We start from the raw sequence: 18,254 nt of genomic DNA on the forward strand, positions 1-18,254 counted from the left end.
AAGAGGAGCGAGTTCAGTCATGAATCGAATAAAAATGGTTTTGATCGTCTTGGCGGTCATCGTACATGGACAGATGGCCTTCGGTATTCAACTGGCAAACGCAGAGGAGTCAAATTTGCCAGAAGGCTATGAAAAGCAGCTGGACGAAATGATCGAAAAGCAAATGCAAGAAAGCAAGATTCCGGGAATGTCGGTCGTCATAATGAAAGGCGATCAATCTGTCTATCAAAAGGGGTTCGGCTATTCGGATCTTAACTCAAATAAACGAGTGACGGAACGTACGTTATTTGAAATTGGTTCAAATACGAAGGCCTTTACAGGTCTTGCCATCTATCAGCTTGCCGAACAAGGCTTAATCGATTTAAATGAACCAATCAAATCGTATCTGCCGTGGTTTCATATGAAATACGAAGGAAATGAGAATGTTGATATCACAATCGAACAGCTGCTCCACCATACGAGTGGAATCCCGTTTCGTACGATTGGAGATATTCCGGCTGCAACAGGCAATGAAGCCCTTGAACAAACGGTTCGTAAGGTTGTGAACCAAAATCTGGAGAGTGATCCGGGAGAGCAATTCGATTATGCCAGTATGAACTATGACATTCTCGGATTGGTCATACAGAAAGTGACGAATCAGTCCTATGAGAGCTACATTGAAAATCAGATTTTAAAACCATTTGAGATGGGTAATACCTATTTGTCCAGACAACAGGCGGCCCAACATGATATGGCTAAAGGCTATAAAATCAGCTTTTTACAGCCTAGAGAATATGATGCGCCGATGTATCGGGGAAATATGCCGGCAGGTTATGTGATTTCCAATGCAGATGACATGGAAAAATGGCTTCGCATCCAGCTTGGTACGTATTCCTTACCAGAAAGTGAACAAGAAGCGGTTCAAAAAACGCATATCCCAAACAGATCTGTTGCCCCTTCTTCGGATGGTTCGTCCTATGCAGGAGGGTGGGAGGTATACCAAAGCGGATCCGGAGAGATTTCTCACGCTGGAAGCAATCCCAATTTTTCCTCCTTTCTCGTATTTCGTCCTGAGGAAAAGCTGGGCGTGGCAGTTATGGCCAATATGAACTCCGATTACACACAAGCTATTGGTCAGGGAATTATCGATTTCCTGATGGAAAAAGAACCTGTGACGGGTACAAGTGATATGTATAAAAGTGTCGATGCATTTTCGTTTACCGTTCTCTTGTTTTTGATTCCTTTTTCCTGTTTGACTCTCTATTTTATTTGCCGTACTATCGTTCAACTGTTTCAGAAAAAAAGGATGCTGGAAAAAAACAGACTGAAACGCATCGGCGTCCCGCTCATATCGTTTTTGTTCATCTTGATTGCAGCCTATGCGATCTATCAGATTCCGTCCGTTTTCTTTCCGGGTCTGACTTGGGATTTTGTTAACGTATGGGCGCCCGTTAGTATGAGTCTGGCAGCTTGGGTAACCTTAGCCGGCATTGTATTGTTTTGCTTTTATTTATCACTGATAACGATCTATCCGCAGGATAAAAAGAAGAACTTTTTCCCGCTCTTTGTGTTGAGTGTAACGAGCGGCTTTGGAAATGCGATGATCATTTTTATCATTAATGAGGCGTTAATCCGTGAAGCCCATTCAAACAGCAATCTGATTTTATACTTTGTCTTGGGAATCATTACATACGTATTGGCACAAAAGCTGGTTCGAACACAATTAATTACCTTGACAAATAACCTGATTTATGAAAAACGGCTTTCGCTCATTGACAACATCCTGAATAACCCTTATGAGAAATTGGAACGGATGGAAACCGAAAAAATACAAACCACTTTAAATAATGATACGGAAGCGATCAGCAACCATGCTCCAACGATTATTACCGGTTTGACTGATTCAATTACACTTTTGTGCTGCTTGGTTTACCTCGGGGTCATTAATGTTTATGGGCTTCTTATATCAATTGGTGTCATTTTCATTGCGGCCGGTTTGTATTATCTTGCCGGACGGTCAGCGAATAAACTGTGGGAACAAACGAGAAACATCCAAAACACTTTTTTTCGGTACATTAACGACCTGATCGGCGGATATAAAGAGATCAGCATCGGAACGCCAAAACGCCGTGAATTTAGGGAGGATTTGAAAGAAAGCTGCAGTGAATATAAGGACAAACGGATTCTGGGCGGGCTTAAATTTGCTAATGTATTTATTATTGGTGAATTGCTTTTTGTCGTCGTCATCGGTGCTGTCACGTTCCTGTTCCCGATTCTTTTCAAAGACGTACAAAGCGAATTTTTGCAAAGCTATGTGTTTGTATTTCTTTATATGACCGGTCCGATTAACAGCATCCTGAATGCGATTCCCAATGCGATTCAAATGCGAATCAGTTGGAAGAGAATCAAGGCGTTTTCCAACGATCTATCTGATAGTAAAGTCCAAAAAGACGCACGCGATCCTCTCAAGCCTTCTTGGCCAATGGTCATGGAGCTTAGAGACATATCGTATCAATATGACCGGGAAAACGGTGATTTTTTTCAGGTGGGACCGATCGATGTCCAAGTAAAATCGGGAGAAATCGTGTTTATTACGGGCGGGAACGGAAGCGGCAAATCCACACTTGCCAAGTTAATAACTGGTCTGTATTCCCCTAAGAAAGGCAGCATATTCATTAACAATCAAAAGGTAAGGCCAGATGAGTTAGGTGACCTGTATTCTGCCATTTTCAGCGACTACTACTTATTTTCAAAAGTATACGGAATCGATTGCAGCTCAAAAGAAGAAGAAATCAATTCCTATCTAAAAAGACTCGCTATTCATGAGAAAGTGTACATACAAGATGGGAAGTTCAGTACGACAAAGCTTTCTACCGGGCAACGGAAAAGGCTTGCCCTGTTAATCAGTTACTTGGAAGACAAACCTGTCCATCTTTTTGACGAATGGGCAGCAGATCAAGATCCTGAATTTAGACATTTTTTCTATATGGATCTATTGCCTGAGCTCAAAGCAAAAGGAAAATGCGTGATTGCCATTACTCATGACGACAGGTATTTCCATCTTGCCGACAAAGTGATCAAGATGGAGAGAGGCAAAGTGGCAGGAGATGAAGATACTTACGTAAAATCGTTTGAACATCGAAAGGAGGAGCTTTCAGATGGCAAAATTGGATAAACAAAACGTAGAAGACATTCTCAGCCTAATACCGATACAAGAAGGGATGTTGTTCCATTACTTAAAAGATCCTCACAGTGATGAATATTTCGAACAGATATGCTTACAAATGTCAGGCGAAATAAACATCCCATTCTTTACAAAAGCCTGGGAGTCCGTTATCCAAACAAATGAACAGCTGAGGACTTTGTTCCGTTGGGAAAAAGTAGGAGCTCCTGTTCAGATCGTATTGAAAGAACATAAACCGAATATCGAAATCATCAATCTTCAGCACCGCGATGAAAAAGAAAAGCGGGACATGCTTGAGACAATAAAAATCAATGATCGTGAAAAGAAATTCGATCTTCGCGAGGTCCCCTTTAGGATCACGATTTGCAAATTAGCAGAAGAACAGTATGAAATGATTCTCAGTCATCATCACATCCTGTATGACGGCTGGAGCAACGGGATCATTTTGAAAGAATTTATCAATGCTTACCAATGCCTCACAGATTCAGAAACTTACAAACTTCCAGCCAAAAAGAAATATAAGGAGTTTGTGAAATATCTAAAGTATCAGGACAAAGACAAGCAAAAGACGTATTGGCAAGGGTATCTAAAAGGGTTTGACTCACAAACAAAGCTGGAAACGAAAAAGAGAACAGATCAATCGATCAGAAATGATCGCCATTATCGCATTCGCCTCTCCAAGAGGAATCTGGAAGAATTCGCACAAAAACATGAGGTCACACTAGCTGCGCTTCTGTACAGTCTGTGGGGAATTGTCCTGCAAAAAAACAATAATAGTGATGATATTGTCTTTGGCTCAACGATATCCGGCCGGGCCGGGACCTTTCAAGGAATTGAAGAAATGGTCGGATTATTTATCAATACTATTCCGTTGCGAGTAAAAAGAGAACTAGGCGAGACGTTTGCAGAGCTTGTCAAATCGGTCAATCGGGCCACACAGGATTGGGAAGTGTATGGTCACTCGTCTCTAACAGATATTCAAAGATATAGTGAATTGGATGAGAAAACAGATCTCTTTGACACGATTGTCGTCTTTGAAAACTACCCTCTCGACCAGGCCGTTTTGAGCAAAAAAAGCAGCATCGTTTTCCAATCCTTTTCCGCTTTTGAGATGACGAATTATGGGCTATCGATCAGCATTCATGCGTTTAATGATATCGAGGTAGCTTTTAGCTACAATGATCAATTGTATGACGAAAGAACAATCAAGCGGCTGGCTGAGCACTTCGCTTTGATAAGTGAGGAAGGCCTCAAACATCCTGAAAAGCCGGTCGATCAAATAGAAATTGTATCTGCTGACGAGAAAAAGCAAATTCTTTGGGATTTTAACGATACAGAGAGAGTCTACTCCAGTGAGATGACGATTGCCGAGTTATTTGAACAGCAAGCAGCAAAAACTCCGAACAATGTTGCCGTTGTCGATCAGGACAGGGCAGTTACGTATAAGCAATTAAATGAAATGTCTAACAGCTTAGCGAACGTGCTCCTGAAGAAAGGAATAAAGAAAGGCGAAATTGTCGCCTTTATAACGGGCCATTCCATTGAAATGGTAGCGGGAATGATTGGTGTTTTGAAAGCGGGCGCAGCATATGTACCAATTGATCCGGAATATCCTGCATCGCGGATACGTCTGATGCTGCAGGACAGTGGTGCCAGGTTTGTATTGACAGGCGAGTCTGACAACAATGTTTGTGAGCCATTTGCTGAGGACTCCATCCTGTACGTATATGACAGCAGGTTGTTTTTTGGTGAGACAACTCACCCAAGAATCGCTCAAAATCCGAACGACTTGTTTGCTGTTTTTTACACGTCAGGAACGACAGGAAAACCAAAAGGTGTCATGATTGAACATCGAAGCGTGGTCAATCTGATTCAATGGTTTGGTGAAACCTATGAAATAACGGAACACACGAATCTTTTGCAAGTCACCAATTATGTCTTTGATCCGACAATAGAGGATTTTTTCGGTACGCTTTTATACGGAGCCACGTTACATATAGCTGAAAAAGATCTCATATTAGACAAAGAGCGTTTCTGTGATTATGTCGATCAACACCAGATCCATATGATTAATTTTATCCCGACTGTATTAAAAGAATTATTGTGCCATGACCGGAAATTAACGAGCCTGCGCGCGGTCATCTCAGGTGGGGAAAGATTGGAAGAATTATTGAAGGATGAGTTCATCCAGAGAGGATACACCCTCTATAACAACTATGGGCCGGCAGAAACAACAGTTGATGCCTTAAGTGTGAAATGCTCAGAAGCAAAAGTATCGTTAGGCAAACCAATTGCAAATGTCAGATGCTACATCCTCGATAAAGACCAAAACCTCAGCCCCATTGGTGTCACAGGCGAATTGTATATCGCAGGAGCAGGTGTGTCGAGAGGGTATTTGAATATGCCTGAAGCAACAAACGAAAATTTCATGATGGATCCTTTCCGGACTGGTGACAGGATGTATAAAACCGGCGACTTGGGAAGGTGGCTTCCAAATGGAGAAATTGAATTTCTAGGAAGAGCGGATCATCAGGTGAAAATCAGGGGATATCGGATTGAACTTTCTGAAATTCATCAAGTGCTTGTGAAACTCAAAGACATTCAAGATGCGGCAATCATAGATTGGGAATTGGATTCGGGCAAAAAAGTACTCTGCGCCTATCTCATTGCAAATGAGCCGATCCATGTAAATCAGATCCGAGAATATGTATCCAATGAATTACCAGATTATATGGTTCCGGCTCATTATATCCAGATGGACAAACTGCCATTGACATCGATAGGAAAGCTTGATCGAAAGAAGCTTCCTGCGCCAGTAATCGGTACAGCTAAATATGTGGCCCCATCCAATAAGATCGAAGAAGAGTTGGTAACGATTTGGTCTTCTGTTTTAGGCATGGAAAAAGACGCAATCGGAATTGAGGATAACTTTTTCGAACTGGGCGGAGATTCCATTCTGAGTATTCAAGTTGCAGGTAAAGCACTTCAAAAGGATATCGAGATCACCGTAAGCCAAATGTTTCAATATCCTACGATCGCCGAGCTCGCAGCACATGTGGAAAAGAAAGAAAGTACCCTGGGTGATGGGGAAGAGATCGTCGAAACGGGAGAAGTGCTGCTTACTCCGATCCAAAAGTGGTTCTTTGAACAAAAATTGGATAACTATCATCACTGGAACCAATCCGTATTATTGGAAACACAGCCAGGTATGAAGTCCGGTCTGTTAAGAGAAAGCTTTCAGCGACTGACACGTTATCACGATAGTTTCAGGCTTCGTTATTTCGAAAGAAACGGAGAGTGGGTGCAAAGTTATTTCGAGTCTCATGAGCATGTCCGATTTGACGTACATCGATACGACGAAACGGCTGATTCCATGAATGACGTGTTATCCGATTTGCAGAATGGCTTGAATATCACCAATGGTCCATTGATTCGGGCGGCGTATTTTGATTTTGGAGATCAGCAAAAAGGAAAGCTGTTTATCACGGCTCATCATCTGATTGTCGATGGATATTCATGGCGGATCATGTTGGATGACCTGCAGGCGATTTATGAGCAGCTTATAAACAAAAGATCTGGTAGTCTGCCCTCGAAGAGCCTTTCCTTTAAAAAATGGTCGGATGATCTTTACGAATATGCACGTTCGGATCAATTAAAAGACGAGCTCGGCTTTTGGCTTGAAAATACACCAGCTGACCTTAAACCGGTACCTGTCGATTTGGAAGGCGGGCTTAATATTGAAAAGTCAGCCCGTACCATCACTCAAATAATGACGGAGGAAGAAACGAATGATTTATTATACGCGGCAGGCGGCAATACAAAAATAGATGATATTCTCCTTTCTGCTCTTTCCTTGACACTAACCAACTGGACTGGAAAAACCTTGGTCGACTTAGAAGGGCATGGAAGACAACCCTTGCTGAAAGAACACGATCTATCTCGAACGGTAGGATGGTTCACCTGCGTCTATCCAATCGTCTTAGGTGACATGGATCAAGAAAAAAATATGGCGGACGTATTAAAACAAGTAAAGGAACGATATCGAAGCGTACCAAACGGCGGGATTGGGTATGAAATTTTATTCTATTTGGCAGACAAAGGGGTCCGAGACCAAATTGCAGATAAGCCAAGGCCGCAAATCAGCTTTAACTATTTAGGCCAGTTTACGCAAAACTTGTCGAAGCATTCGTTATTTACCCTTTCCGAAGTGAATACGGGACCGGCGCGTGATCCGAATGGAATCAGAAGCCATTTACTTGAAATTGATTGTATGGTTGTCGAGAAAAAGCTGTCGATCGAATGGAAATATAGCGCCAATTCCCATTTGCCTGTTACGATTCAATGTTTAGCAAGCGACTTTGTTGATCAATTAAAACATTTTATCAGATATTGCAAGACACTTAACCAGTCGTATTTAACTCCTTCCGATTTCCCGCTAGCTATCATTGACCAGAAGAAACTTGACGAGTTGGCGGAGGACTATCAAACCATAGAAGATATCTATCAGCTTTCGCCTGTCCAGCAAAGCATGATTTTTCATCACATCTATTCTCCGGATTCATCCGTAACGGTGGAGCAAACCGTATTTTCGATTGAATCTAAATTGAATGTTCAAGTATTTGAAAGGGTATGGCAAACGATACTAGAACGTCATGAAAGCTTGAGAACTTCCTACCATTGGGAGGGATTGGACGAGCCTGTCCAGATGATTCATAAACATTGTGAAGTTCCTTTTCAATTCTTGGATTGGACAACCCTTTCTGAGGATTCGCAAAAGCTGGAGCAACTGATAGCGGACGATAGAAAGAAGGGATTTGATCTTTCGAAACCTCCGCTTATGAGAATTTTGGTTATAAAACGGAGCGAATCTTCCTATGAGGTCATTTGGACGCATCATCATCTTCAGCTGGACGGCTGGTGCAATAGTATTCTTTTTAAGGAAATCGGAATGCTCTATGAAGCCTACTGCAAAGGTGAAACGATAAATTTAGGGAAAGCACGTTCCTTTAAAGATTATATAAATTGGCTGCGCAGACAAGATACGAAGAAAGCTGAACAATATTGGCGAAAAACGTTAGAAGGATTCAAAACGCCAATCCGGTTTCAAACGATATTCCCTGTTAAAGAAGGAACAGAATCAGCTGGTTTTGGAAATGTTGCTTTCGATGTATCTCAAGAAACACAGCAGCAAATCCAATCCTTTGCCAGAATGAACAGGGTCACACTCAATACGTTGATTCAGGGTGCATGGGCTATTCTGTTAAATCGGTATTCAGAAGAGATAGATATTACATTTGGTGTTACCTCATCTGGCCGACCTGCTGACTTAAAAGGTTCAGATTCGATGATCGGCTGCTTTATGAACACTCTTCCTTTCAGAGTTACCGTCAATCATGATTCAAATTTGATAACGTGGCTAAAACGTTTGCAATGGAAGCAGGCTGAAATGCGCCAATTTGAGTATACTTCGCTTGCCGATATCCGAAGTTGGAGTGATATGCCAAGGAATTCGCCACTTTTTGATCTTTATGAAAGCATTGTAATCGTGGAAAATTATCCGTTTGATGCTTCGTTGAAGGATGGAATTGGCCCTCTACAAGTAAAATCGATCCAAGTAGAGGAACAAATGGATTACCCGTTAGTCGTTTATTGCAACCTTCAGCCAGAGCTCCATTTTAAGCTTTTATTTGATCATCGATTTTTAGATGAGACAGAGGCCAATCAAATCCTTTCACATTTTGTTCACATTTTATCGGAAATGATAGGAACAGGAGACAGTGCGGTAGGCAGCATCCTGATGATTTCGGAAAAAGAGCACAAGTCTCTCTTGACCTGCAGCAATCCAGAACCGATGGATTACCCGAAAGACCTTTGTTTTCACGATTTGTTTGCCGCAAGGGTGCAATTAAGGTCCGATCATCCTGCCATTTTACAGAATGGAGAACGTTTATCTTACAAAGAGCTGGACATCCTCTCAAACAAGCTGGCTCATAGGCTCATAAAGCTGGGGGTCGGGCCTGATATTCCTGTAGGGATGTACGTCGAACGTTCGATTAAAATGGCTGTCGGAATCGTAGGCATTTTAAAAGCGGGAGGAGCCTTTCTGCCGATTGACGCTGATTATCCAGGAGACAGAGTAAACATGATGCTGACGGATGCCCGAGTACCTGTGCTCCTTACAGACTCTGTTCTCAGTGAAAAGGTCCGAGGCTTTCAAGGCCGGATGGTTTTCCTTGATACGGAATGGGAATCCGTGCAAAAAGAGCCGGAAGATCAACCGTTGTCAGAGGTTAAATCGAAAAACCTGGCATACGTGATCTATACTTCCGGTTCTTCGGGAAAACCAAAAGGCGTAATGATGCCGCATGAAGCTGTTGTAAGCCATTCTATTGATCTGATGAAACGATATGAGCTCACGCCGGAGGATCGGGTTCTTCAGTTTTCTTCAATAAGCTTTGATATTTCGCTTGAACAAATATTTACGACACTGGCTGCGGGAAGTGCTCTCGTTCTACGGGATAAGCAAATTTGGACTCCTCACCAATTTTCGCAAAAGTGCATGGAATACGGGCTTTCAGTCGTGAATCTTCCGACTTCTTATTGGGGCGAAATTGTACAAGAATGGCAGATACGACCGAAGATGATTCCAGAAGGTGTGCTAAGACTCGTCATCGTCGGAGGAGAACAAATGTCGGCGGAGAAAGTAGGAGTTTGGGAAAGCCTTCCTTTAAATGATATTACGCTATTAAACGCGTATGGACCTGCGGAAACAGCAATGACAAGCACGTTATATCACGTCTCCGGCAAAGGAACGAAGAGTGCCGGGTTAAGATTTATTCCAGTGGGCAAACCGCTTGCAAACAGAAGAATCTATATCCTTGATGAACAAATGAGGCCACAGCCTATCGGGGTAAAAGGAGAAATATACATCGGCGGCATTCCCTTGGCAAGAGGCTATCTCAATAAGCCTGAGATGACGCGGGACAAGTTTATTCAAGATCCGTATTATCACGGATACGGAGACAGACTGTATAAAACCGGTGATCTCGGTAAACGGCTTGCAGATGGCAATATTGAAGTACTGGGACGAAAAGATGACCAAATAAAGGTTAGAGGACACAGAATTGATATTGGAGAAATTGAGGTTGTTTTAAACCGGTTTGATCCAATAAAAGATACAGTTGTTATCGCGAAGCATGGGGCAGCAGGCGAGATGTATCTGGCTGCATATTACGTAGCAGCCGCTTTAACTGAACCGTCTAACATTAGAAATTTTTTGCGGCAAAAACTGCCTGAGTATATGATTCCTTCCTTCTTCATACAGCTCGATCAATTTCCGCTCAGTCCAAATGGCAAAATTGATCGAAGGGCGCTTGCAACAAAGGAAATTGAGTCAGATATTGTTTCAGAATATGAAATACCAATCAATGATACACAATTAAGACTTGTACACATATGGGAGAGATTATTAAAAACAGACAGAATCGGGATCACTCACCATTTCTTTGAAATTGGCGGCCAATCATTAAAAGCGATTACTCTCGTTTCGGAAATTCACAGAGAGTTTGACGTTGAGCTGCCACTGGTGAAAATATTTGAAGGACCTACCATCAAAGAGCTGTCTGTGCTAATCGAAGAAATGACGGAGAAGAAAGCAACGTATCAAGCAATTCAGCCAGTTGAAGAAAAAGAGTACTATCCGATGTCAGCCGCTCAAAAACGGATGTATATCGTCAGCCAGTTAGAGGGTGCAGGCACAAACTACAATATTACCGGTGCTGTGATGCTAAGCGGCAACGTCGATGTCCAGCGTATTGAAGAAGCGTTTCAAGCGTTAGTTGACCGGCATGAAAGTTTGCGAACAACGTTTGAACAGGCGGATGGCCAAATTATTCAAAGAATCCATCAGAACGTGGAATGGAGCATGCAGCATTTCTATGCGAATGAACAAAATTTGGAACATGTTGTTGCCGATTTTATTCAACCATTTGATTTAAAAGAGGGTCCGTTGTTCAGAGCTGCAATTGTCGAAATGTCACCATCACGATACGTACTCGTTTATGATATGCACCATATTGTATCCGACGGGTTATCCATTGCCATTTTGATTAACGAATTTGTCAGTCTCTATCAAAAAAATTCCTTACCGGAGGTTCGCATCCAATATAAAGATTTTGCAGCGTGGCAGAATAACAAACTTGAATCCGGTTTATTACACTCTCAGGAAGAATACTGGCTACAAACATTTGCAGGGGAAATACCTCTGTTGGATCTGCCAACCGATTATCGAAGGATAGATAAACCGATATCTAAAGGCGGGAGTGTAACGTTCGATCTTGAGAGTCACCGTACATCTCAATTAATGCAGATTTCAAACGAAACAGGAGTTACGCTCTACTCGGTATTACTCTCTGCATTCAATGTTTTGCTCTCTAAATACAGTGGACAGGAAGATATTGTCGTTGGAACACCTGTAGCTGGCAGATTGCACGCTGAATTGGAACATGTGGTAGGAATGTTCGTCAATACGCTGGCTCTTAGAAATTACCCGGATGCAAAAAAGGCGTTTGACATCTTTGTGAAGGAAGCAGCCGATCAAACCGTACAAGCACTTGAACATCAAGAGTACCCGTTTGAGGTGTTAGTTGATAAATTGCAGCTGCAAAAGAATGGAAACCGTCATCCGTTGTTTGATGTGATGTTTGCCTTTGAAAATGTCGACGAAGCTAAGGCGAATTTAAAAGATTTTGAGATCACTCCATATGAATATACGAATCGAACGACAAAATTTGATTTGGAGCTTAAAGTAACTGAACAAGAAGGAAACCTTCACTTTATTTTTGAATACAGGACCGGTTTGTTTCAGAGAGACACGATTGAACGAATGGCAGAACATTTCGTGAAAATCATTGAGGTAATCATAGCTGATATCACTGTTCTGATCGGGGAGATTGACCTCGTTACAGAAGAAGAAAAAAATAAGATCATCGCCTTTAATGACACGGATACTATGTATAAGAAAGAAATAAAGATCAAAAGTCTATTTGAAGAACAGGTGGTTAAATACCCGCAAAAAAGAGCCGTCGTATTTGGCCAGAGAGAACTGACGTACAAGGAATTAAACGAGAAAGCAAACCAGCTTGCCAGGTACTTAATCAAGAAGGGGGCAGGGCCGAATAGGGTAATCGGTCTACTGGCCGAGCCTTCGATCGAAATGGTTGTGGGATTATGGGGCATTATGAAAAGCGGAGCAGCTTATCTGCCTATTGACCCTGAGTTTCCAGATGAACGCATAAAGGGCATGATTGAGGATAGCGGCGCTATTGCTCTTTTGACACAATCTCATTTATTACACTCTAAGAATAATTACAACGTTGATGTCATAGAATTGGACATGGAAGCAATATTAGCAGAGGATATCTCAAATCCGGAAAATAATGGTGCAGCGCATGATACGCTATATATTATTTATACATCCGGTACGACAGGCACTCCTAAAGGGGTACCAATAAAAAATCAAAGCTTGGTCAATTATATTTCATGGTTTACCCGCGTGGCTGAGATCACGTCTAGCGCAAAAACGATGCTGTTGTCTTCCTTTGCATTTGATTTAGGATATACAAGTTTATATTCCGCTTTATTGAACGGGGGAGAGCTGCACATCGCTCCAAAGGAATGCTATACGGTGCCAGAGAAGTTACTCGCGTATTTGATAGACCAGAAGATAAGCTATATCAAATTGACTCCTTCGCTATTTTCCCATTTGATTAACGCCCGCATGCTTGAGGACGAGCAATATCGTATGGTGTTAAAGCTCGTCGTTTTGGGCGGGGAAGAGGTGAGGCAAGCGGATATAGCCAAGTTTAATAGATTGTATCCGGACACTGAGATCATGAATCATTACGGTCCGACAGAGGCGACAATCGGCTCAATCGCCCATAAATTTAATTTTGCAAATTTTGATAATCAGAGAATAATCATTGGAAAACCGATTGATAACGCCAAAATATTCATCCTGGATAAAGATCAGAAACCAGTGCCAATCGGTGTACCCGGGGAAATCTGCATTTCTGGAACTGGGCTTTCAGAAGGCTATCTGAATCAACCGCAGTTAACTAAAGAAAAATTTATCGAAACTTCTATTTTTGGCCAAAAGAAAATCAAACTGTATAAAACCGGGGACATCGGCAGGTTCACGTCTGACGGAGAAATTGAATTCATTGGCAGAATGGATCATCAGGTGAAAATTCGCGGATATCGAGTAGAGCCGGGAGAAGTGACAACGATACTGCTGCAGCATCATTCAGTGAAGGATGCAATCGTCGTTCCTAAAGACGATATTCTTTATGCATATCTTGTGTTAAAAGAGGGAGAGAACGGCTCGGGAATAAGAGATCACCTTTTACGTAAAATTCCTTATTATATGATGCCGTCTTGTTTTATTAGGCTGGATCAGATACCACTGACTCCGAATGGTAAGCTTGACCGCACAGCCCTTCCGGAAAAGGCAGATGCTTCAGTGATAGACGCTGATTTTGAATGGCCAAAGGACTCTACTGATCAAAAGATCGCACAAATATGGGAAGAAATCCTTGAAGTTGAACAAATCGGCCTGAATCATTCCTTTTTTGAAATGGGCGGAAATTCATTAAAATTAATGATCGTAACCGGAGAAATTCAAAAGGAATTTAACGTAACAATTCCATTGCGAGAATCATTCAAGGCACCAACTGTCAAAGGGATGAGTGAATTTGTAAAAAATGCATCAGAATCGATCTATTTCTCGCCAGAGCCATTAGAAAAGCATAAATACTATGAACTTTCATCTGCACAAAAAAGGCTGTATGCTCTTTCTCAGATGGAAGGGATCGGCACAAGTTACAATATGCCAAGAGCAACCTTAATCGAAGGCGAAATCAACCTGGACAAACTGGAAGAAGCTTTTGTTGAAATGATTAACAGGCATGAGGCATTGCGAACTTCATTTGAGGTAATAGAGGGGGAGCCGAATCAGCGAATCCATGAGAAATCGGAATTCACAATCAATTACGCTGTTTTAGATCAAAATGTATATCCCGATCCAATGGAAGAGATGCATGAGGGATGGGCGCAACTTATTGATCAATTGATCCAACCTTTTGATTTAAAAAAAGCACCTCTTGCAAGAGTTTTTCTGTTTCGCTTAGGTTCGGATAAACATGTCATGCTGACAGATATGCACCATTTGGTTTCCGATGGTTATTCAGTCGATATTATGCTTCAAGAATTATTAAAAATCTATCAAGGTCACAAACTGCCGGACATTCACATCCAATATAAAGAATTTGCTGGCTGGCAAAGCAAGTTTTTAAAGACTGAAATCGCAAGGAAACAAGAAGAATATTGGCTGGATGTACTTACTGGAGATCTTCCAGTTCTGAACCTGCCTACGGACTTTCCTAGACCAGAGGTGCAAAGCTATGAAGGTGACAGTGTGATTTTTGAAACAAGCGAGGAATTAAAAAAACGGTTGGACAAGCTTTGTTTGGATACGGATACGACGCTGTATATGATTTTATCAGCAGCCTACAGTATTTTATTATCGAAGTATTCGTCGCAGGACGATATTATTGTAGGAACGCCGATATTAGGGCGTACGCATCCTGATTTTAAACAAACGATCGGGCTGTTTGCAAATACTATTGCAATTAGAAGCTTCCCAAAAAGAGAGAAATCATTTGCAGCTTTCTTAACAGAAATGAAGGAGCATTTGCATCAAGCATACGAAAACCAAGATTATCAGATTGATATGCTTATTGATCAATTGCATATCAAAAGAGAGCCGGGGAGAAATCCGATATTTTCGACGATGTTTGCTTATCAAGAAGGTAATGACAAACAAAATATGACCGAAAATATAAAAATGACACCTATTGAATATAGAAATAAGATGTCCAAATTTGATTTCACTCTGTTTGCGGAAAAAGGAAAAGAAACGATCATTTTTGAATTTGAATATGCAAGTCAATTGTATAAAAAAGAAACGATAAATAAATTTGCGAAGGACTTCCAAGTTATTTTGGAAACGATTTGTACCGATAGGGAAATAAAGCTGAAGGAGATCGAGATCGAAGGATTACTCGGCGACAACACAGAAATCGAAAATGTTACCTTTCAATTTTTAGATTAACCAGTTTCAAGCATTCGCTGTGATTTTTGCATGCGAGTGCTTTTTTTATCATTTTATTTTAAGCAGCAAGGACGTCTTATATGTATTGCGGCATTCAAGATGTCGATAATGTAGATTTAAAATAAAGTCTGACCGTTTGTAATAAAGTTGCAGTCATGTTTCACTATACTAGAATTTTTATCTTTTTCGAAAAAAAGAATGGCCATTAAGCCATCTTATAAGCCATCTTAATCTTCTATTTTCTTTTTTGTACTTTAAAACTTGTATAAAATACTGAGAAAAAATAAAAAGATAGTTGCCGTGCGGATGTTAGTACCTTCTTGGGCAGATTCCATACGCAAAACTTCCATTAAATTACGAACAGCCCACTTTGTTGCGCCATAAACCGCAACGCCTGGGTAAGCTTTAAGCCCAGCTACTGATGAAGTAGTGACGATATGTCCAGACTTTTGCGATGTAAATGTTGGCAATACTGCGGCGATACCATTCAATACACCTTTAATATTAACGTCAACCATACTGTTCCACTCGTCAGTTTTTAATTCGGAAAGTGGTGAATTAGGCATGATTCCAGCGTTCAAGAAAATTCCATCGACACCACCAAAAGTGTCTTTAGCTAGTTGAACAAGCTGCTGACTATCATCTGAATTAACAACATCTGTGACGCGATAAGCAGCTTGTCCACCAGATTTTTGAATTTCCTCAGTCAATGCTTTTAATTTGTCTTCGCGACGAGCGCCTAAAACAATTTAAGCCCCTTTACTAGCCAATAATTTTGCAGTTGCTTCACCAATTCCAGATGAAGCTCCAGTGATTATAACTACTTTGTTTTCAATTGCCATCTTTATTCCTCCTTTGAGTATATCTGGAGTTTACCCCATAGAGTTAACTCTAATGCAAGAGAGAATTTTAATAATTTTAGAGATTAGCTAACTAGCTCATTTTTCTTCTACAAGTTTCTTCTACAAGCGCAACTATCTTCTTAAGCATCAAAAGTTCCAATTTATCTTATTTGTTGCATTTAGGGAAGCGTAGGCTATAAAGAAATAATATAGAAAGAGCCGCCTGTATTTATTCATCTAAAATACAGGCGGCTCTTTCTATTAGTTAGTAATAGGGATTTCTATTTTGGTGTTTTTATGAATATCTTCCGTTCCATCTAATGCAGTTTTGTAATACCAGCATTTATGCTCGATGACTTCCATTGTTTTTTTTAGTTCTTCCATCTGGGCTTCTACAATAGCTTTTCTTTCCATAAACATGTCATATCTTTGTTGCAACGTAGAATCCCCATCAGAACACCAATCAATAAAAGCTTTAATTTCCTTAATAGGCATCCCAGTGGCTTTCAGGCATTCAATTATTTTTAAGGCGTTGATATCGGATTCTTTAAACAATCGTGTTCCGTTGGGTCTCCGTTCTACAAAAGGCATAAGCCCCTCCTTGTCGTAGTAACGCAAGGCATATGGTGTAAGATTCAATTCTTTTGCCACTTCACTAATAGAATAGGTCTTCATCATTAAACTCCTCTTTTTAGTTATTTATAGTTAGAGTTAACTCTACTTTTTTTGTGAACAATCCTATTACGGATTTTGTTAAATATCAAATTCAACATATAGGGAAAACTAGCTGTTGCCCATATAGATAAGGATATGAAACCAGTATCGGTACGAACCTCCAAAAAAATATAAAATAATACCTTGACTTAGAGTTAACTATAACGTGTAACATCGTCTTGCAAGAGGAAAAGTCAGGATAAAAATGAACGAAAAGGAATTGTAATCTCCGTGATTCATTTATACCCGATGCAAGCGAATTCTCTTGAAAAATCTGAATAGTGCTTATTCTAGAGGTGTAAGTTCTGAAAATCCTATGATAAAGAATTTGAAAATTTCGCCTGAATTTCTTTTAAAAACATATCTGCAGCAGTGGAAAAAACCTGATGCTTTTTCCAAACAATATTTAAGCCAGATTCAAGTCTTGGCTCCAGCGGTCTAAAACAAAGGTTACTTTCACTAGACGTATTCACTATTTTATCAAGGACTACTGCATAACCAATACTTTCTTCAACCATAATGGCAGCATTATATGCAAGATTGTATGTAGTCACGATGTTTAATTTATCAAAATCTTCACCAAACCAATCCGCAAATTCATTTTTAGAAAATGTCTGTTTAATAGCCTGTCGTGAACAGATTAGCGGAACATTTAATAAATCCACTGCTTGAATGGTATCTTTGAAAGCAAGAGGACTGTCCTTCCTCATAACAACGCCCCAAACATCTTTGGCTGGAATATTGATATAATTGTATTTTGATAAATCAGCTGGTTGAATTAAAATACCAAAGTCAAGCAATCCCTTGTCAAGCCGTTCAGTCACATCGTCTTCGTTTCCGCTGTAGAGGTGATACCGTATATTTGTATAACTTAACTGTAAATCTCTTACTACCCGTGCAATCTGTTTCATGGCTTGTGTTTCCCCGCCACCTATATAAACATCACCACTTATTGTTTCTTCCATGGAACTAAATTCTGCCTCTATTTTACCAACCATATATTGTGAAAGAAAAATCGGGACATTCATTGGTATTAATGGTTACTTTTTTGTTGACCGTCTTTGCTAATTTAACAATGGGAATTGGAGCAGGATTATGTCTTTTTGCCATCCTGTGTCTTAGAAAGAGAATGAAAGATAATCAAAAACAATTAAAGAAGGTCATTTAACGGTCTTCATGCGACAAATGTCAGTCGGATAAGAAAGTATAGTTGTCTTTGGCAAACGATTCACTTTTAATGAATGCGCAGCAGCACTCTCCAAACAACCTTCTAAGCATAAAATGGTAAAACAAAATAGAAAACGAGAGTTGGCCTGACCTAAATAATGAATTAGGTGGGGTTCCAATTTCGTTAATCTATCATTGA

3 protein-coding genes and 2 pseudogenes are annotated in these 18,254 nt (G+C 40.6%); 2 read left to right on the forward strand and 3 right to left on the reverse strand.

Annotated elements, in window-relative coordinates:
• Nucleotides 1–19: 19 nt before the first annotated feature.
• On the forward strand, nt 20–3,154 hold the full coding sequence (locus JOC74_RS03175; RefSeq protein WP_053606004.1) for a cyclic peptide export ABC transporter: 3,135 nt from the start codon (nt 20–22) through the stop codon (nt 3,152–3,154).
• The gene (locus JOC74_RS03180; RefSeq protein ID WP_211086043.1) at nt 3,138–15,332 is read left to right on the forward strand and encodes a non-ribosomal peptide synthetase; all 12,195 of its coding nucleotides are present in this window, start codon (nt 3,138–3,140) and stop codon (nt 15,330–15,332) included. Before JOC74_RS03175 ends, JOC74_RS03180 begins: the two co-directional genes overlap by 17 nt.
• 287 nt (nt 15,333–15,619) lie before the next feature.
• On the opposite strand, the pseudogene JOC74_RS03185 reads toward JOC74_RS03180, so the two are convergent.
• The 3 genes and pseudogenes from JOC74_RS03185 to JOC74_RS03195 form a co-directional block, all read right to left on the reverse strand.
• Nucleotides 15,620–16,174 (reverse strand): annotated as a pseudogene (locus tag JOC74_RS03185) (SDR family oxidoreductase); the annotation flags it as partial.
• A gap of 261 nt (nt 16,175–16,435) precedes the next feature.
• Nucleotides 16,436–16,849 (reverse strand): MerR family transcriptional regulator, encoded by a 414-nt coding sequence (locus tag JOC74_RS03190; RefSeq protein ID WP_053602934.1) that lies wholly within the window; start codon nt 16,847–16,849, stop codon nt 16,436–16,438.
• Nucleotides 16,850–17,202: 353 nt separating this feature from the next.
• Nucleotides 17,203–17,886 (reverse strand): annotated as a pseudogene (locus JOC74_RS03195) (LysR family transcriptional regulator substrate-binding protein); the annotation flags it as partial.
• Nucleotides 17,887–18,254 lie beyond the last annotated feature (368 nt).

This window comes from Bacillus capparidis, from assembly GCF_017832095.1.
Taxonomy (GTDB): Bacteria; Bacillota; Bacilli; order Bacillales; family Bacillaceae; genus Bacillus; species Bacillus gobiensis.